This window comes from Colwellia marinimaniae (assembly GCF_002207865.1).
In the GTDB taxonomy this organism is placed as follows: Bacteria; Pseudomonadota; Gammaproteobacteria; order Enterobacterales; family Alteromonadaceae; genus Colwellia; species Colwellia marinimaniae.
The window spans coordinates 60,555-80,224 of sequence record NZ_BDQM01000012.1 but is presented as its reverse complement, the minus strand read 5'-3'; the positions used below and the strand labels follow the sequence as shown (position 1 = coordinate 80,224).

The window sequence follows — 19,670 nt, the reverse complement described above, 5'->3', positions numbered from 1 at the left end:
TCGACACTGACATTGCTAAGGGGGAGATAGCAATTACCTCCCCCGTTTCTATTCGCTCTATTAGACCATGGCGCGGCTAGATTTTCCTGCAGTAAACTTCCATGCTAAAACTCGGCTGAACATCCCCTTGCTGACATTATTACTTTCTTCTATTTAGCTTTTTCTTTAAGGTTAATTCTATACAGCAGCTGTTCATTATTTGAGCTAAAATAAATACAAGTGGTGATTAACTTGGGTGTGCAGTTATGTTGCGCTTATTATTGTTTATTATACTTAGCAGCCCTTTATTGCTCGGCGAGCTACTGGCAGCAGAACACCGCCCTGCTACTCAACAACATATCCCAGTGTTAACGATAAAAGGTGCTATTGGCCCTGCAGTGAGTGATTATATTGCCAAAGAAATCAGCCGAGCCAATCAACAAGCACAAGCCTCGGCTATCATACTTATTATCGATACTCCCGGTGGTTTAAGCAGTAGTTTGCGCGATATAAATCAGCGCATACTTGATTCAGACATACCGCTATTGTGCTTAGTTTTTCCACAAGGAGCACGCGCCGCTAGTGCAGGCACCTATATACTTTATGCTTGTCACGTCGCGGCAATGTCTTCAGCGACCACATTGGGCGCAGCTACGCCAGTTAATATCGCAGGTGGTTTCTCCCCTAAGCAACAAGACAAAGAAGCAAGCCGACAAAAATCCGCCATGGAGATAAAAGTCCTCAATGATGCCATCGCCTACATTCGCTCTTTAGCACAATTAAGGGGGCGCAATGTCAAATGGGCTGAGCTGGCCGTTAGCGAAGGAGCCACTTTATCTGCGAAAGAAGCCTTGGAAAAAAATGTTATTGACTATTTAGTTGAGAGTCCTGAAAAATTATTACAAGTACTTGATGGTAAAACCATCATAGTTAAACAGCAAGAATACCCTCTACAGCTCGCGGGTGCGCAGTTGGTTTACCGCCAACCCGATTGGCGCAGTAAATTTATTGCCACCATTACCGATCCGAATATTGCTTATCTGTTAATGCTAATTGGTATCTATGGCTTATTACTGGAATTCTATAGCCCTGGTATTGGCATTGCTGGTGTTACCGGGGCTATATCGTTGTTTATTGCTCTTTATGCCTTTCAGCTGTTACCGATTAACTACGCAGGTTTTGCGTTATTATTACTTGGTATCAGCTTACTCATTGTTGAGTCTATGATACCGAGTTTTGGCGTCTTTGGCATGGGTGGCTTAGTCGCCTTTATCTTAGGTTCTATTTTTCTAATAGATACCGATCAGCAACAGTTTCAGGTGTCCCTAACGCTCATTTTTTCCCTCGCCATTGCCAGCGGCTCATTTATTGTTTTTATTCTAGGCTATATATGGCGTATGCGAAGTAATCAAGTTGTTAGTGGCTTGGCCGCGCTTATTGGCGCACAAGGTACAGTACTTGAGGATTTCACCCCTGAAGGGGTTATTTTATTAAAAGGCGAGCATTGGGCGGCAATCAGCACAGAGCCACTTAAACAAGGGCAGTTAGTGACAGTGAATAGCTTTACTGGCTTAACTGTCAGCGTCACAAGATCATCAGAACCGCAGAAAAAATAGCCAGCAAGATAGAGGTAACAACACAATGGAAATTTTAATTAATACCAGCATGCTGATGCCAATAGCAATCATAAGTTTATTGTTATTATTTGCGTTTAGTATGTTCCGTGTTTTAAGAGAATACGAACGTGGGGTAATATTTTTTTTAGGCCGCTTTGAAAAAGTAAAAGGCCCGGGCTTAATCATTGTTATTCCGATCATTCAACAAATGGTACGAGTAGATTTACGTACTGTGGTTATGGATGTGCCCAGTCAAGATGTCATCAGTCGCGATAATGTTTCGGTGCGGGTTAATGCGGTCATTTATTTTCGCGTTATCGACCCTCAAAAGGCCATCATTAATGTCGAGAATTTCTTGCAAGCAACGTCACAATTAGCACAAACAACGTTGCGCTCGGTGCTGGGTCAACATGAGTTAGATGAGATGCTTGCCAACCGAGATATGCTTAATACCGATATACAAGCGATATTGGATGCACGTACCGACGGTTGGGGCATTAAAGTATCAAATGTCGAAATCAAACATGTCGACTTAAATGAAACCATGATCCGGGCTATTGCTCGACAAGCCGAAGCGGAACGAACTAGGCGAGCTAAGATCATTCATGCCTCGGGGGAAATGGAAGCTTCCACTAAATTAGTCGAGGCTGCTAATAATTTAGCCAAGGAGCCCAATGCTATTTTATTACGTTACTTGCAAACATTGACCGAGATTGCCGGAGAAAAAAATTCGACCATTTTATTTCCCATGCCGATGGAGTTAATGAAGGGTATATTTAATCAAGGTGATAAGCCAGAGCTCAAAAACGATCAACACAGCAAAAAACCGAATAATTAAGCATAACGAATATTTTTAATGGCTCTGTTGTCGTTTATTGGCTTATGGCTATCTTCGCGCCCAATAAGTAACCTCTTGCTCAGACAAAAACTGCTCTGCGCCCTTTCCTTGCAGCAAGGCTAGGGTAGCTAACATACCTGCTTGAAGGCATTGCGGTGCTAGCGTGGTAATTGATCTTGGCGCTTGCTCGATGGGCCAGCCTGTTAAGGCGTTAAGTACATGGCTATATCGCTGGCCATCTTTAACGAGAAAGCGCTTACTATCTCCGCTTGTTGCTAGGGCGCCGTGAGTTAAGGCCACTATTATTTCTTTGTTATTATCACTGTTTGGCTTAGTGTACTCCGTTGACTCGATGGCAACTTGCCAGGGTAAACCGTTTAATCTGGGCCCAGTGACGGCCAAATCGCCACCAAGGTTCACCAGTACTGGCAGAGCGGTTATTTGCTGGCTTAATAAAATACCGCGGTCAACCGCATATTCTTTACCAATACCACCAAAATCAAGCGCCATACCTTGGGGTAAGGTAATGCTGTTGTGCTGATAGCTCACTTTATGCCAGCCAACTAAAGGTAAAACAGCGGCAACTTGCTTTTTTGTGGCGATATTATCACTGCCATCAAAGTGCCACACTTGATTTAGAATACCGGCGCTAATATCAAATACCCCCTCACTGAGCTGATAACACTGCTCAGCAAAGTTTAATAACAAGTAGCATTCTTCATCGATGGCCATGCTCTGCCCAGCATTATTATTGATTTGGTAACAGACACTGTCTTTGTTATAGCGACTAAACTTATCTTCAATACGCCAAACCTCATCACTGACCGCGCTGGCGACCTGTTTTGCCAAGCGATGATCCTTTGTTTGGATCAGTACTTCACAGGGGCTGGCCATAGCGTTAAAAGATATTACATAGCCTTGCTCTTGAGCTTGGAGCGATAGCGTTCGCTTGCTGTTGTTATTTGTTTTATTAATGGCTTTATTCATTAAGGTTATTAGCAGGGTAAAATTTCATCGCAACTCTCATATAAAGTGCCATAGCACCTTCTAGGTAAGCAATTATAAAAACGAATAGCTTAACTGGAATATAACGGCTTGCACCACGGGATAGACAGTTAAGTTAGCCAGCTCGCTAGGTTGGTCAAAACCAGCATTGCTTGGCATTTGTCGATAATATTCTAACCTTACGGAAAAATCGTTACCGTTATTGAGACTGAAACCATATTTCAGTCCAAGAGTTACCGCGGTCATTGCCCCTATGCGGTAATCAGCACTGATAAAGTTTTCTTCTGATGAGCCATTACTTACTTGCTCCACAAAAGTATAGGGGCGATAAAAACCAGCGGCACTTTGTTGATAATAACGAATATGTGGCTGTAGATAGCTTGCTTTACCAAAGCGACTAGCAAGAGGCATATGCAAAGTGCTATCCAGAGTGTGCGAGTTAATTTGCCAGTCATCCCACATATAACGATAAGAAAAATCCAGCACACTATTCAACAGGCCTTGGTCAAAATGGTATTTAGTTTGCGCAAAGACACTTTGCTTTTTGCGCTCATCCGGCCGGTGTTCATAAATATAATCTTGGGCCGTGCCCGCTTGGTTCAACACACTGACAATTTTAAAGGGATCGGTTAAATAACCCCGCACCATAGAATAAGAGTAGTTAAACTGGGTGATCATCCGGCGATTAATAACTTGGGTAAAACCCACTAAAACATCACTGGTGATCTTATTATCGCCACTGGCTATTCGCGTTGCCGCAAAATCTTCATGCCAACTAGGTGAATTGCTATCACCAATAAGCATAGAGGCATAAGGTTTAGGTATGCCACCAATAGGGGTATATCTATCTTGAAAATGACTAAAACCTAATGAAATTGTTGAGTTTTTCTTATAAAAATCCAGCGCTAAATTACCATTAATACCCAGGGATAAATAATCAAACTCTTTCGATAAATGGCCACCAATACTGGCGGTATAGTTTTCAGCTAGCGGCTGTGTCCACTGGGCGTTTAACTGCACTCGAGTATCTTTGAAGGTGTCATCAAGGGGGGTATTCCCTGCTTGGCTAACATATTGACCCTCACCTGAGGGGCGAGTAAAAGTTTGCGCTTGAGCTTGTACCACAGCACCATTAGCTGAAGCGCCAGTTAAGGAGTCGATAGTCAGCTTTACATTTAATACTTCATCGTTGGCAAAGGTTTTGTTAGCGCTGACAATGATCTCAGCCGCAGTGACCCGCTCGGCTTCGGAATAATATAAAAAGGCACTATCAAATTGCCAATCTGTTAAAATTTCAGCTTTTGCCTCATGCACTATAGCGCCAGTACCTAATAAAGCGCCCGCCGCCATAGATAAAGCGGTTTTGAGATTGGTTTTTTTATGCTGGTTATGTTGTTTAGTGTCTGAATAACTCATCGATTATGATACTTAGTGCTTATTGTCTAAAAATTAATTGCAGCCACAGCCGCCGCCACCAAAGCTCTTGCCTCCGCTAGAGGCTTCTTTGGAAAAATAAATATGATCGTCCAAAGCAGCATCAATAGCGCTGGATGTTAGCGCCATTGATTTTTTCGCCAATAAATCCCGCTGCCACGGCTCTACTCCCAAACTACTGCAAGCACTAAGGTTACTAAGAACAACAACTAACAAAACAAGCTTAAATTTAGCTGTTAATTTATGCTGGTGTAATTGCAGTGATTTTTTAACGGTGGATTGCATCGCTTTCACTATTGCCTTTAATTATCTTGATATTAACCTTGTTCGAAAGAGTAACTGATGATGGCTTAATCAAGGTTAAATCCAATCGCCATAGGGGTTATTTTACCTTAAAACAAACCACTATGGCGATATTTAATCTCGCCATCCGCTTTTATTAAGCTAGTTTTACTCGGCTTAATCGGCAAATACTTTGCTATGTGGCCCTGCCTCAGCGCGCTAGTCTTATTCACTTAGACCAGTAAATTAACGTTTCCTTAGAGTAAACTTGCGTATATAATGCGCCGCCATGGTGTTAATTAATGATAAAAAAATGACCTTCAATAAGCCCTATGCCTTATTGTGTTTTTTATTATGCTTTTGCTTTTTAAGCACAAGCTTAGCTCAGCCCTGCTTAGCAGAAACTAACGTAAACAACGGCTATTATGGCCAACTTGAGTTAGAAGATAATCATGAGCCTAGTGCGCTTTTATGCAGTCACCTTACTCTAAAAAGGTTTGACAAACCTAGCCTACTCATTGTTCATCCCCCCTTAGAAAGCCTAAACCTGCAAAGATTACCTTGCTGTAATCGTGACCCACCGGCCTCTTAAACGTTACAAAAACAGCACTCAATACTATCAGCCAAGCGATAAATAAACCGCATAAAGCATAGTGTTTTCTCTTTTTTGGAGACTTCTTGTCACTATTTTTTAATGGTGATAACAAACTCTTATTGTCCTAGCAGCCCATTATTATGATTAATACCGTTATTCTCACCCTAGTGGTCATCAGTTTTTTGATGATCATTTTTGAAGACTTAATTCACATCAACAAGGCAAAAACAACCCTGTTTTTTGGCACCCTTTGTTGGATACTCGCATTTATCTTTCCAATAAACCAAAGCCTGACCAGTGAAACAACTCAGCAACTGAATGAAAATTTACTTGAAATTGCCACCCTGTGGTTATTTCTGATGTCGGCAATGACCTTTGTTGCTTATTTAAATAGCAAAGGTTTTATCTCCGCGCTAGTGCAACGGATATTGCCGGAAACCATTTCTGAACGTGGTTTGATGTTTGTCATTGCCATTTTTGCTTTTGTCTTCTCTTCTTTCGCCGATAATGTCACCGCAACACTGGTGTCTATTACTGTGGTGGTGAATTTACAATTAGAAGTAAAAAAACGCTTAAAATATGCCACCCTAATAATATTTGCCGTTAACAGTGGTGGTGTTTCGCTGATCACCGGTGATGTCACTACCTTAATGATATTCATGGAAAACAAAGTCACCATTGCTAACTTGCTTATTTTAATTCTACCGGCATTTTTGGGGGTATTAACCTTAGCGACTTTATTATCATTCAAACTCACCGGCGAAGTTAAATTAGCGCAAACACGTATTCAGATTGATAAAGGGGATATCATTATCGCCCTAATTTTTGTTTTAACTATTTCAGGTACTTTACTCGCCAATGTCTTGTTTCATATTCCACCTGTATTGACTTTTTTGTTTGGTTTATCTGTGATGTTTTTAGTGGCGAATATGCTACCCAATAAAAATAACCAAGATGCTTTAAACTATATACGCGAAGTAGAATATGATGCCCTACTGTTCTTTTTAGGGGTGTTATTACTGGTCGGGATTTTAAAAGAAATTGGCGTACTACAGGGTTTTACTGAACTCTATCAGTACTTACCAGCCATAACAGTTAACTATTTAGTCGGTTTTATGTCCTCTGTAATTGACAACGTCCCTTTAACTGCCGCGTTATTAAAATCTGGCGTTGATATGAAAGTCACCGAGTGGCTAATGCTCACCTATGCCACGGGTGTCGGTGGCTCTATTCTCGTTATAGGCTCAGCCGCAGGTATTATTGCCATGAGCAAAATTAACGAATTGAACTTCATCAGTTACTTGCAAAATATTTTCGCTTTGATTATCGCCTATACCGTGGGTTATATTGGTGTCTATTTCGCGGCTAATTGGCTAATTGGCTAAAAAATAGCAGCCACTCACTGTATCCCCCCTACTCAAGGTAACGAGCAGTGAACGTTATGCATATCTTGCTATAACGTTCACTGTGCCCCCTTAGAATTATTGACATTAACCTCATTTACGATAGTTTGTTTTTATTCAAAACTGCCGCGCGATAATAACACGCCATTAAGTTGGCTTTATTGCTCCTTAAAGCCCTAGCTAGTACCTCTTATAACAAGGCTAGAATAAATCATAATTCCTACTATATTTAGCAAGTAATCCTGAGCCTAGCCCATTAGCTAGGCTGATAAAATGTGACTACGCATAATTATTGAGATTAGTCTCATTTACGATATTTTTTAAAGGGATACTGACAAGATCATATTTCTGAAACGACGAATTTTCAGTCATAATACGTGAGACTCAGTCAGCAATATTTAGGATCACTTTGTGCGCATTGTTGACGTTAGCCTAATATTTTTTATCATATATTTTCTAATGAACTAATTGTCCTAGTAATATACTTCACCCGTACGATATCTAGCGATTTAAAGAACGTATATCTAATTATTTGATATTACGCAAAGTTCATGTGAATGTTAACTAGTTATTGAACCTGACATTACTATAATATAATATGCGTGTAACAATAAATAAAAGAGTAAATTGATGGCACCTCGCCTACCAAAAACAGTTGAATCAAAAATATTTGATAGTTTGAATGAGTCTATTCGTAACGGAATTTCTATTTCAGCGTTTAAACTTGAAGCCTTAGTTGCTAACGCTAACTCTTTGAATGTACCGGGAAGATATGCAACTTTATCGGCGCTTTATTCTCATGCGTTAGAATATGACTTAGCTTATCAAAATGCAGAATATTATATGGAGAGTGGGCATAACGACTCAGACTGTATTGCGGATATCATTTCTGGGCTTACTAATGTCAAATTATTCAATAAAGCTGTTGAGCTTTCAAAGAAATATCCTATTATATTGGAATACCCTCGGTCACGCAAAGACACCTATGAATCAGCACTTTACACTTTAGATATTGAATATTGTGAACATATCACTTTAAAATATAACATTGAGGGACTTAATATATCTTTCGATTATGAAGAAATCCTACATTTTTTTGGCAATGATGAAAAGTTGGTATCAAGAGCTTCCGCTTATTTTAATTATGTATATAGTAGTCTTGCTGATATCTTTGCTGAGTATTCTGTTCTAGGAAATAGTCTAGTGTTTGGAGTATCACAGGTGGAAGATTATAGCTCTCTACACTTAGCTATTAATATAAATGGCCAATGCTTCGATAACGTCTTAGACATTGAATGTAAATGGCATAAGAAACTTGCTCAGTATGTCGTCGTGGATGAGAAACTTTGCAGTATAGCATTTTCCATGGAGATAAGCTGTTGATATCACCGGAAGATTTTTTAAAACACTCGAATTCGTTATACAAACTAGGTGAAAAATCTGAGATATTACTGAGGAACGTAGCTCGTAACTCTTACTATGCTCTCTATCACAAATTAGTAAAAATAGATGGTCTCCCAACCCTAGATAAAAATAAAAAGGAGTTTGGGTCGCATGAGTCTCTTATTCAACAACTTAGGATGAGTGAGGATCTGGGCTTGCGTGAGTGGGGATTAACTTTAGCTAATTTGAAAGCTACGAGAACGAAAGCAGACTATAAAATTAGAGGTCCATTTTCTGATCACGATGCTAGAAAATCTATAAAAATCGTTGAAAAAACTTTTGCTGAAATCACAATAAAAAGTAATGATAAAATCACAGTAAAAAGTAATGATGATGTCAATACAGAAAAGTGCAAACAAGTAATCAATCCAACGCCTGTTGCCCGTCCTAAACGTACAAAATTACGAATTATAAAATAACTCTGGTTTAAGTGTACTATACCTTTACGAGGTGAAGTTACTCTGATTTCAGAAAGCACACAAAAAGCCTTTAAAGCGAGAAAAAGCACAATTTTTTTTCGTTTAAAGGTTCTTATCGATACAAAATCTAATCCAACCTGTCCAGTAATAGCTTATGTCTTCTTTCTGGTATATAGCGACGTTTTAGAGATACTGTATAAACAATAGATGTGTAAAATAAAATGCTACACATATGCTAAAAATAAAGTTAAAGTATCGACATATTTACTGTGTAGTATATTGATATTAATGCCTTTATTTTTATATTAAATTCGTTAATAGGCTGTTAGCTGAAGATCTACATAGCAACAATCACGTTAACCACCTTAATTAGTAATGCATTAATCGATTGGCTCTAAGAGAACAAAAATATGAAACAAAAGGCACAAATATTGTATCGATATTATGATTTAGAGGGTGGATTAAGAAGCATTGAAAATCAGACATTACGCTTTTCCCGATCTAAACTATTTAATGACCCTTACGATTCAGTCCCAAAGGATGTTGCTACAAGTTATACTAGTAATGAACAAGCTGATGTAAAGCACCATTTTAATAACAACTTTATTCTTTGCTTTACTCGTTCACCATTAAATACGCTCATGTGGTCTCATTATGGTAAAAGTCATACGGGTATCGTTGTTGGGTACGATATAACTAAAATTCCAGAACTATCATCAGGGAATGTTATTTCAATTGAAGATGGTGATGTTATTTATCCAACTTCACGACCACCTCAAAGCGACAAGCCAAATAAAAAATATCTATATAAATCATCCGAGTGGAATTATGAAGAAGAAGTTAGAGTTGTTAGATCTTTTGAAGAAAAGGTGAAAATTGATAATAAAAGATCGATACCACAAGGTAATTTTTCAGGTGTTCTAGAGGCGAAGCGTTTATGGGGGGATCTAAATGAATCTAAATATCCTTCAGAATTACACCCTCAATCTTTTAATAAATTCGATTTAAAAATACCACCCGAAGCAATCGCAGAAGTTTACCTTTCATCTAATACGCCAGAAGCACATCATTTGTGTGGTTATACTGATCAAATAATCAATCTAATCATCCAGTCAGCACCAAATTCTACAATATTAAAAGTAGAAACATTAAAAGACTCATGGCAACTGGATGCTGATGAACATTATGGAGCTATCCGCAGATGGATTTCTTGGAATTATCCATTACATTCTTATTGTTTTATCAATAATTTTTTAGGGATTAAACCTCCTTGGCCTGCGGTTTGTCCTTTATGTCATAAAAAACATATATGGAATGAACTGGAAAATATTGAAGATGCTTTGAAACGAATCAATGATCTGACAACTCATTCTCCCCCAATGAGTTCTCAAATATTAGGAGAACGTTTTTTTCATGGAACCCATGGTAGTAAAAAAGGGACTGTTTTATATCCTAAAGGTCAAATGCTTTAAGGCTACTTGAAATAAATTTATTTTACATAACGAATTTATATTTTTTTTGGCTGAGTTCTAAGTTAGGTTTGTGTTATTTAAAAAAGCAGCTAACAAATATTTTCAAGCGGACACGTAAAGTTTGCTCGGTTCCGCTACAAATTTTAGCCAACTATACTTAGCCGCTTAAAATGGCGTTATCGATACAAAATCTAACCCGAAACATTGTTTGGTGCTTACTACCAAATGTCTGCAGTGTGGTAGGAAGCGTCCATTTCTCGTTCAGGGTTTAAGTACACTTCTTCCGGCAAATCCCAATTGCGGATATCACCACTCCAACGCTCAGGATTTCGCTCCTTAGCACGCTGATAAACTTCTTTTCTATTCGCTAATACTTTGTCCGCCAACCCCGAATGCCTTTGGTTAGGAGTGACGTACTTAATCCCGCTATGTTTGTGGTTAAAATTATACCAGTGGCTAAATTTCAATACCCAATCACGTGCTTCATCAATCGTTAAAAATCCTTTATAAGGATAATCAGGTCTATATTTACACGTTTTAAAAATCGACTCGGCGTAGGCATTATCATTACTCACACGAGGACGACTAAATGACGATGCTACGCCTAAACTATAAAGTGTTTCAAGCATTGATGAGCCTTTCATTGGGCTGCCATTATCCGAGTGCAGCACAAGCGGATTATTTCTAACACTTTCTTTTAAATGGGTCTTTCTGATCAATGTCGACGCATTTTCTGCTGATTCGTCATCATGAATTTCCCAGCCAACAATCTTTCGACTAAATATATCTAATATCAAATATAGGTAAAAATGTAGCCCTTTCACGGGGCCAGGCAACCAAGTGATATCCCAACACCACACTTGATTAGGCCCAGTCGCGCAATGTGTCGTAGGCGATTTCCTTTCTTTTATCTGACTGCGACCACGAGAGTTTTGCAGTTTCTTTTCATGAAGAACGCGATAACAAGTCGATTCAGAAGCAATATAAACGCCTCTATCAGCCAATGCTGGGACGATTTGACTTGGTGGCAAACTCTTGAATTCGTCGCTATTAAACACGGCTAACAAGTTGCCTCGTTCCACTTCTGACAGTTTGTTTTTAGGCTCAGGACGCTGGGCACTTGGCCTACCATCTGTTTTTATAGTCCCATCAACAATCCAGCGTTGATAAGTTCTAACACTGATCTCAAGCTCGGCACAGGCTCTAAACCTTGCCGCGCCAGAAGCAACGGCCTCGTTAATTAATTCAACTGCTTGAATGCGAACTGAGTCGAGGATCATTCGTCCTCGATTTCCCCCCAGATCGCATTTGCTTTTTTTCTTAGCACCAATAACGCCGCTGTTTCAGCTAGCGCCCTGTCTTTTCTAAGCAATTCTTTTTCTAATTGGTTAATCTGTTTTTTGTCTTTTTTTGCTTCAATTATGAAGGTTTTCTCCTGCTCTTTAACATTGGCATTAGCATCCATACAAGCACTTCGCCAAGCTACGATCTGTTCTGCATAAAGGCCTTTATTACGGCAATACTCCGCCAATTCTGCTTGATTTAACGACGCTGTTTCCAACACTACAGAGAACTTATTTGCTGAAGACCATTGTTCAGCATTCTTTCCATCACCTGGCACTAAATGCCCCTTATTAACGGCTTGTTTACGCCAATTATACAAGGTTGATTCACCAATACCCATCTCGATAGATAATTGGGTGATCGATATATTACTCGGTGGCATCATCTTCTGAAGTGCCGATTCTTTTCTTTGTGCTGAATAATGTTTCACAATTCGTCCACGCCCTCTACTTAATTTAATGATTAAATATTAAGCGCGACAACTAGCCTGACAGAAAGGGATTTTGCAACCGATAATCAGCCGTAACACATGTTTTCTTAAATCACACTACAACTATCTATCACTCCCTTTATTTTAGCCACAAAACACAGTTCTAATAAATGATGAACTCTATGAGTATTATGACTTTAAAATCCACAGAGTTAATATTACCCAACTCTAATATTACAAAAATGACAACAAAATGTTAAATTTTTGTAATGGGTGAACTCATCAGACCACTTTTTGTACAGGCTGTATAGAAAGAAAATTAATGTGTTGATTTCTTTGTGTATTTTTGTAAATGTTAAACACCTTTGTTACATGATGTTTCAAGGAATATTTATAATAATCAATAAGGACAACCTAAGAATGAGATATAAATTGATACTTTGTGCCTCTATAGCCACATTACTTTCTGGCTGCGTAATGACATCAGAGCCATATGCTTTTAAAACAAACGCAACTAACTTGAAGGAAAAAACATTTACATTTAATAAGTTTAGCGGTGAAGGTTATACAGGCATAGAATCAAAAGATGTAATAAATTCAGTATCGAAATATATTAAAAACAACTCAGCTTTCTATAAATGTAAGTCGTCTCTGTACGGCTCTAGTTGTAGCGACAGTGTACCTGGAGGGATAAAAACCTCTTGGGGTTCTACCGTCACTAAGCATGACGATATGTTCGTACTTAGTTATTTTGAAAAACAAAAATACAGTACAGGTAGACTTGATACAGCAACAATTAAGCAATCTTTCTCTTATAAGTTAACAGAGCAAAGTGACAGCATAACACTAGCTCTAAGCCCATCTTCTGAAGCTAACGTAAAACCAGCATCTTCAGCTATAGGCCTCCCTTTCTCAGCACCAATTTCAGATGAAAGTGTTACAAAGTGGGCAGAGTCTATGATTAAATCCACTAATAAAGCGACTATTGGTCAAACTGCATATGTTAAAGGTGAATTTGATGTGAATTTAACTGTTGATTCAGTTAAATCTAATTTAATAAGAGGGTTTGATTTAAAGTTCTCAGACTTAAAGAATGGGGTTCAATTTAAAGCAAGGACTACAAGAAATATCGGACGTTCAAAAGTAGATATCAATATTACGTTAAGTGTTTATCGCGGTAAAGCTAAGATTGAGTATTTATTAACGCACCCATTCAAATTAACAAGTGATGGAAAATCGTCCACCTATAATAAAGATATTATAAAAATAGTATTAGAAGAGATTGAAAAATCTGCAAATTCATAAAGTAATTTAACTAAATGAATCAATTATTAGCCGCTTTAACAGCGGCTTTTTTCTTTAAACTATTAATAGCCATTATATTCTGCTTTTTCTGTCAAAAGTATATCTAACTAATTTTTAATTTGATAATTGAATCCATATTCAGTAATAGAAAGAATATAAAGTATCATCTTTCTTTGCTCGTGCGTCAGGTGTTCTGCTTTGCTAAAAATGAATTCAATCCCCGCCATTATCAATTTGAGTTTATGTAAACTTTCTTTGAAAATAGTAAGTATTTATGAAAGTCGCTTTCGTCACAATTTAAGATCAGAAAATTGCAACAGGAAAATATGTAATTATCCAACGGCTGAACAGTGGAAAAGTTAGCGTCCGAGACGAAACTTTACCGTCTGCAATGAACAAAGCAGACGTTAGCCATAACTGCATATTAATGTCGCCTTTGCGCACAAAGTTATCGTTAAAAAGTGAACACTGAATGACCGCTCTGGTGGCATTTTTTCCAGTCATGCTATCCGATTAATTGGCAATATTTATAGTCAAACAATGCATATTTATATCTGTGTGGAACGTCAGCTTTCGTATCTAAACTGCCCGTTAGCGGAGATGATTTTTGTTTATAAAAACGTCCGCAAAATGGTAGCTAGTGACCTTAGAACAATGGACACGATTAGCTTTTCCCTCAGAAAAATCTAACGTCAAAAAAGTGCCTAAGCAGAAGTTAACTTCAAAAGTTTTGCCATATATATATTCTAATGCTACCTATTAGGTTAAATTAGCAAGTTATTTATTGAATCTATTAACCATATCTGGTGACAAATTAGTTTCTATGATAAAAATTTTTATAAACAAAGAAGTTCGTATCAGTCACCTATACTGATGGTATGAACATAAATTCAAAAGAATATTTTATCGACGAATGGCTATACTACAGAAAAATTATCAACGAAAAACTTTTAAGTGCATTTATGCAAATTCCTCGAGAAAACTTTATTGGTGATAATCCTGCTAGTGATGCTTATCGCGATCAACCGCTTTCTATTGGTTTTGGTCAAACCATTTCTCAGCCGAGTACAGTTATGCTGATGCTTGAACTTCTAAATTTAGAACGTACTCATACCGTTCTAGAAATAGGTGGAGGAAGTGGCTACAGTGCTGCATTAATGTCTCGGTTGGTCAAAGAAGTTGTTTCTATTGAGATCATTCCTGAGTTAGTTACCTTTGCAAATAAGAACTTGGCTCAAACAAAAATATCAAATGTTATGATGGTTAATTTTGATGGAAAAGTTGGCTACGAGAAGAAAGCCCCTTTTGATCGAATTGTCATTGCTGCTGCCACACTTGCTGTACCTCAACCGCTTTTTCATCAATTAAAAGTTGGGGGAGTGCTGCTTGCTCCGGTGGGTGATGTCCATTGTTGCACCATGAGGAAGTTTATTAAACACAGTGACAATGATTTTGATGAGAGCAGACACGGTCTTTTCTCTTTTGTACCGTTAGTGTAGAGAGTTTGGCGCTGTGAACCTAATTGTGTTAATCGAGTTATTATTTTAGTTTTTGCAGTAAACCTAGTCTTACTGGGAAAGCAGTATTGTTTGTGGAGCATACTAAACTATCGATTGATGTCCATAGATGAATAACTTCACCTGATGATTTAGTTACCTTTTGCAAAGGTTGAAAATTGAATTTATTTGATATTATTTCATCAATAAGTTGTGGTTTAATTTTATCTTAGTGAAAATGGCAATCCCATACATCACTATTAACAGGAAAGTGTTTTCGTTGTTTACATAACCAGCCAAATGATTCATCAATTAAATTCATCGATACTAATTCGGTTATCATTTAATGAATACACCACTTTAAAATATTCGACACCTATTGAGTCTTTAACAGTGACTTTCATCGTAAACCATCACCATAGGATACTTAATCCTTTGTTACGCCAAGTGAATAAATACTTCTGGCGATTACCACTAAATAATTAGCACTACTAAGACCTATATTAAAGTTTCAATGACCGCTATGATGGCTTTGTTCTCATTCAGGTTTAACAGGTTATTGTCAAAAAATCACCATCAATAGACTCATATTTTTATATTTTTGGAACGTCCGCTAACGTATCTAAACGGCCTCTTTTGAGACCGTTTTTATATTCAAAATTTAGTCGGCTTTGTGGTAACTGCTGTCCTTAGAATTTGGTTAAATTTCTCTTATTGTCTTTTAAGTGGAGGTTAGAGATATAGCCGATAGTAATGAATAATGATTTATGAATCTCATTTTTATTGACTCAGTCTCATGGTTTGTGATTGTATTTTATTAAAACACTAAATCTTAATCATCAGTTTCCCCTTTGTTTACGCTACTTTAAAATGAGACCAGTCTCATTTATTTTGCGCAGTCACATATGCTTATTACCTTTAGTGTAAAAACTTTATTATTTGATATTGATCTTTCGATGAAAGCTGTCAAAGTGAATGTGCTTGTTTATTCTCACTTTTAATGATTCATTGAGAGATAGATAACTAGCAGAGGTATGGTCTGGTTACCCTCTTACAAAAAAACCGGCCCTACAATTCGGCTTAAATTAATTATGTGACCTAAAGAGTCAATATAAGTTAGTTTACATAACAATATTAATAAAGGAGTAGCGCTTCAATGTGTTCGATCTTTGGTATATTAGATATAAAAACAGGTGCAGCAGCACTTCGTCCTCAAGCGTTAGAATATTCTCGTCTTTTACGTCACCGTGGTCCTGATTGGTCAGGAATTTACAGCAACGACCATGCTATCTTAGTACATGAGCGTTTATCTATTGTTGATACTGAGCATGGCGCTCAACCGTTATATAACAAGGATAAAAGCAATGTTTTGGCGGTAAATGGTGAAATATATAACCATAAAGCCTTAGCCAATGAATTAAATGTAGATTACACCTTTCAAACGGCGTCTGATTGTGAAGTCATCTTGCCACTTTATGAAGAGTTTGGTGTTGATTTTATTGATAAACTACAAGGTATGTTCGCCTTTATTTTATATAACGAAAAAGACAATTCTTACCTAATCGCCCGTGATCATATTGGTATTATTCCACTTTATACCGGTTATGATAGCGAAGGTAACTTTTATGTCGCTTCAGAAATGAAAGCGTTAATGCCTATTTGTAAAACAGTCTCTGAATTTCCTCCTGGCCATATCTTAGATAGCCGTGTGGGTAAATTACAACAATATTATAAACGAAACTGGCAAGAATATGGTGCAATAAAAGACAATACCACCAGCACCACTAAAATTCGTGAAGCCTTGGAAGAGTCGGTTAAGAGTCACTTAATGACAGATGTACCTTACGGGGTATTATTGTCTGGTGGTTTAGACTCTTCCTTAATCGCAGCCATTACCAAAAAATTTGCCGCACGTAGAATCGAAGATAATGATTTAAGCGAGGCATGGTGGCCAAAAGTTCACTCCTTTGCTTGTGGTTTAGCTGACTCTCCTGATTTAATCGCCGCGCAAACCGTTGCTGACGATATTGGTACTACCCACCACAGCATTATTTTTACCGAGCAAGAAGGTATTGATGCCCTTAAAGAAGTTATTTATCACTTAGAAACTTACGATGTCACCACAATTCGCGCTTCTACGCCGATGTACTTAATGGCACGTAAGATTAAAGCCATGGGCATTAAAATGGTGCTTTCGGGTGAAGGCGCGGATGAACTATTTGGTGGTTACTTATATTTCCATAAAGCACCCAACGCACAAGCCTTTCATGAAGAGTTAATTCGTAAACTTGACCGCTTACATAAGTTTGATTGTCTACGTGCTAACAAGTCTATGTCGGCTTGGGGTATTGAGGCACGTGTACCCTTCTTAGATAAACACTTTATGGATGTTGCTATGCGCATCAACCCTGAAGATAAGTTATGTGGTAACGGTAAAATGGAAAAAGCTATTTTACGTGAGTCTTTTGAAGGTTATTTACCGAAAGAAATTTTATGGCGTCAAAAAGAGCAGTTTTCTGATGGTGTTGGTTATTCGTGGATTGACGGTTTAAAAGCCCATGTTGAAACACTGGTTACCGAGCAACAGCTTGAAAATGCTCACATTAGATTCCCAATAAATACCCCTGATAACAAAGAAGGTTATTACTACCGTACAATTTTTGAAGAAAAGTTCCCGTTAGTTACGGCTGCTGAATGTGTAATGGGTGGTAAATCTGTTGCTTGTAGTACCGAAGAAGCGCTAGCTTGGGATGAAAGCTTTCGAAATAATGCTGATCCATCCGGTCGTGCGGTATTAAGTGTACATAACGAAAGTTATTAATAACCGTTGGTAACGCGCTTGTTTAACGAGCAAGATCATAAAAAGCCGATATTAGCTAATATCGGCTTTTGTATTTTTTATCGAGCCTATTCAGCAGATGCTATTTAGCTACGGATGGCTCGGCTAAAGAAAAAACCTTTTTACCTGCTACCCAGGTTTGTAACACCTGACTTTGCCATATTTGGCTTGCTGGCATAGTAAATATATCATCGCTAAGCAGAATGAAATCAGCTTTTTTACCGGCCTCTAAGCTGCCTATTAGCTTTTCTTGATGAGCTGCATAAGCGGCATCTAGAGTAAAACTTCTCAACGCTTCAACTGGTGTCATCTTTTGCTCTCCATACCAACCGCCTTGAGGTGAGTTGTTGTGATCTTGCCTAGTAATGGCCGCATGTAAACCATAAAACGGATTGGGCGACTCTACCGGAAAATCTGAGCCAGCAGCAATAACAGCATTACTATCAAGCAACTTTCGCCATGCATAGGCACCTAAAATACGTTGTTCGCCAAGACGAGTAACTGCCATGTTTTTATCACTAGTGGCATGTGTCGCTTGCATTGAGGCAATAACATTAAGTGAGGCAAAGCGAGGGATATCAACTAAGCGCAGTACTTGTGCGTGCTCTATTCTATGCCGTAATGACTTAGTGTTACTTTTAGCAATGGCTTGCTGATACAGGTCCAATATCAATTTATTGGCATTATCACCAATAGCATGGGTGTTAACTTGAAAACCAGCATTCATAGCAAAATCAATATAGTGTTGTAAGGTTTCCTTATCATGTAATAACAAGCCCTTATGACCAGCATGATCGCTATAATCGTTAATTAATGAGGCTCCCCTACTGCCTAAAGCACCATCTGCTTGAATTTTTACACTGTTAAAAATAAACATGTCATCGTGAGTTTTAAAAGGGCCCTGTGCTAATTGTTGCTGCCAGTTTTCGCTGGGTAAATACAACATGCCATTAATACGAATGGTCATATTATTTTCACTGGCTAGCTCTTTATATAAGTTAATATTATTTTGATCTATGCCGGCGTCATGAACACTGGTTAATCCCAAACTTGCCAATGAATGCATTGCTTTGGTTAAAGCTAACTTATCTTCACTACGTGATGGTGGGGCAATGCTCGCGGTGATCAACTCCATAGCATTATCAATAAACACCCCAGTAGGCTGGCCTTTTTCATCTCTTATTATCTCCCCGCCAGCGGGGGCTTTACTCGCTGCAGTTATCCCCGCTAAGGCCATAGCTTTAGAGTTTGCCCAACCAGCATGACCATCAACTCGTTTGAGCCAAACAGGCTTATCTGGAAAAGCCTTATCTAAACTTTTAGCACTGGGGTAACTATTATTAAGCCATTGCACCTGATTCCAGCCTCGACCAAGCACCCAGCTTAAGGAAGGATTATCTTTGGCATAAACTATGGTCCGGTTAACGGCATCGGCTTCTGATGCGCTATTAACCAAGTCAACCCGCAGTAAACTGTGTCCATAACCAAGAACGTGGCCATGTGCGTCAATTAATCCTGGCAGCATAGTTTGACCATGACCATCAATAACCACCACATCATTCGCTATATCAATAGTTTCACCTGGTTGATATGTTTTATTGATGGTGTCGTTAGTGAAAGATATAGCAGAAAATTTTATTAAGGTCTCACCACTGAGAGTGTAACCATTGACATTTTTTATTATGGTTGTCTGCGCCATAAGGGGCGTAGCGATTAACAGTGATGTAATGGCACTAATGACACTAATGACTTGAAGTTTCTTCATGATAT

Annotated in this window: 14 protein-coding genes; 9 read left to right on the top strand and 5 right to left on the bottom strand. The window is 38.3% G+C overall.

Features of this window, described 5'->3' with window-relative positions; genetic code table 11:
* The first annotated feature begins 245 nt into the window (after nt 1-245).
* Entirely contained in the window at nt 246-1,595 is a 1,350-nt protein-coding gene (locus MTCD1_RS09230) for an NfeD family protein (protein ID WP_057180878.1), read from the top strand.
* A gap of 49 nt (nt 1,596-1,644) precedes the next feature.
* Nucleotides 1,645-2,433 carry a slipin family protein gene (locus MTCD1_RS09225; protein WP_438819281.1) on the top strand — a complete coding sequence of 263 codons (789 nt, stop codon included), beginning with the start codon at nt 1,645-1,647 and terminating at the stop codon, nt 2,431-2,433.
* A 48-nt stretch (nt 2,434-2,481) separates the two neighbouring features.
* Here MTCD1_RS09225 and MTCD1_RS09220 read toward each other — a convergent pair whose 3' ends face one another.
* The 3 genes from MTCD1_RS09220 to MTCD1_RS09210 all read right to left on the bottom strand — a co-directional run bounded on the left by MTCD1_RS09220 (nt 2,482) and on the right by MTCD1_RS09210 (nt 5,157).
* Entirely contained in the window at nt 2,482-3,420 is a 939-nt protein-coding gene (locus MTCD1_RS09220; protein ID WP_082606482.1) for an FAD:protein FMN transferase, read from the bottom strand.
* Between the two features lie 72 nt (nt 3,421-3,492).
* The gene (locus MTCD1_RS09215) at nt 3,493-4,854 is read right to left on the bottom strand and encodes a DUF3570 domain-containing protein (RefSeq protein WP_057180876.1); all 1,362 of its coding nucleotides are present in this window, start codon (nt 4,852-4,854) and stop codon (nt 3,493-3,495) included.
* A 33-nt stretch (nt 4,855-4,887) separates the two neighbouring features.
* Nucleotides 4,888-5,157 carry a DUF4266 domain-containing protein gene (locus MTCD1_RS09210; protein ID WP_057180910.1) on the bottom strand — a complete coding sequence of 90 codons (270 nt, stop codon included), beginning with the start codon at nt 5,155-5,157 and terminating at the stop codon, nt 4,888-4,890.
* 732 nt (nt 5,158-5,889) lie between these two features.
* On the opposite strand from MTCD1_RS09210, the gene nhaD reads away from it, so the two are divergent.
* The 4 genes from nhaD (at nt 5,890) to MTCD1_RS09185 (ending at nt 10,486) form a co-directional block, all read left to right on the top strand.
* Entirely contained in the window at nt 5,890-7,134 is a 1,245-nt protein-coding gene (gene nhaD, locus MTCD1_RS09200) for a sodium:proton antiporter NhaD (RefSeq protein WP_197410272.1), read from the top strand.
* 648 nt (nt 7,135-7,782) lie between these two features.
* The gene (locus MTCD1_RS09195) at nt 7,783-8,535 is read left to right on the top strand and encodes a hypothetical protein (protein ID WP_057180874.1); all 753 of its coding nucleotides are present in this window, start codon (nt 7,783-7,785) and stop codon (nt 8,533-8,535) included.
* Nucleotides 8,532-9,014: a HEPN domain-containing protein gene (locus MTCD1_RS09190; protein WP_057180873.1), complete on the top strand. Its 483-nt coding sequence runs from the start codon at nt 8,532-8,534 to the stop codon at nt 9,012-9,014. Before MTCD1_RS09195 ends, MTCD1_RS09190 begins: the two co-directional genes overlap by 4 nt.
* Nucleotides 9,015-9,424: 410 nt before the next feature.
* Entirely contained in the window at nt 9,425-10,486 is a 1,062-nt protein-coding gene (locus MTCD1_RS09185; RefSeq protein WP_057180872.1) for a DUF2971 domain-containing protein, read from the top strand.
* Nucleotides 10,487-10,704: 218 nt separating this feature from the next.
* Here the strand turns inward: MTCD1_RS09185 and MTCD1_RS09180 are convergent.
* A protein-coding gene (locus MTCD1_RS09180; protein ID WP_231733008.1) for an IS3 family transposase occupies nt 10,705-12,260 on the bottom strand; the annotation gives its coding sequence in 2 pieces (ribosomal slippage) (nt 10,705-11,807 and nt 11,807-12,260; 1,557 coding nt in all).
* A 477-nt stretch (nt 12,261-12,737) separates the two neighbouring features.
* Between MTCD1_RS09180 and MTCD1_RS09175 the strand changes: the two genes are divergently transcribed.
* The 3 genes from MTCD1_RS09175 (at nt 12,738) to asnB (ending at nt 17,882) form a co-directional block, all read left to right on the top strand.
* Complete coding sequence (locus tag MTCD1_RS09175; protein WP_143760103.1) at nt 12,738-13,565, top strand: hypothetical protein; 828 nt, start codon at nt 12,738-12,740, stop codon at nt 13,563-13,565.
* 878 nt (nt 13,566-14,443) lie between these two features.
* On the top strand, nt 14,444-15,064 hold the full coding sequence (locus MTCD1_RS09170; RefSeq protein ID WP_057180869.1) for a protein-L-isoaspartate(D-aspartate) O-methyltransferase: 621 nt from the start codon (nt 14,444-14,446) through the stop codon (nt 15,062-15,064).
* 1,153 nt (nt 15,065-16,217) lie between these two features.
* The gene (gene asnB, locus MTCD1_RS09165) at nt 16,218-17,882 is read left to right on the top strand and encodes an asparagine synthase B (RefSeq protein WP_057180868.1); all 1,665 of its coding nucleotides are present in this window, start codon (nt 16,218-16,220) and stop codon (nt 17,880-17,882) included.
* 100 nt (nt 17,883-17,982) lie between these two features.
* On the opposite strand, the gene MTCD1_RS09160 is transcribed toward asnB, so the two are convergent.
* The gene (locus MTCD1_RS09160) at nt 17,983-19,665 is read right to left on the bottom strand and encodes an amidohydrolase (RefSeq protein ID WP_057180867.1); all 1,683 of its coding nucleotides are present in this window, start codon (nt 19,663-19,665) and stop codon (nt 17,983-17,985) included.
* Nucleotides 19,666-19,670: the final 5 nt, after the last annotated feature.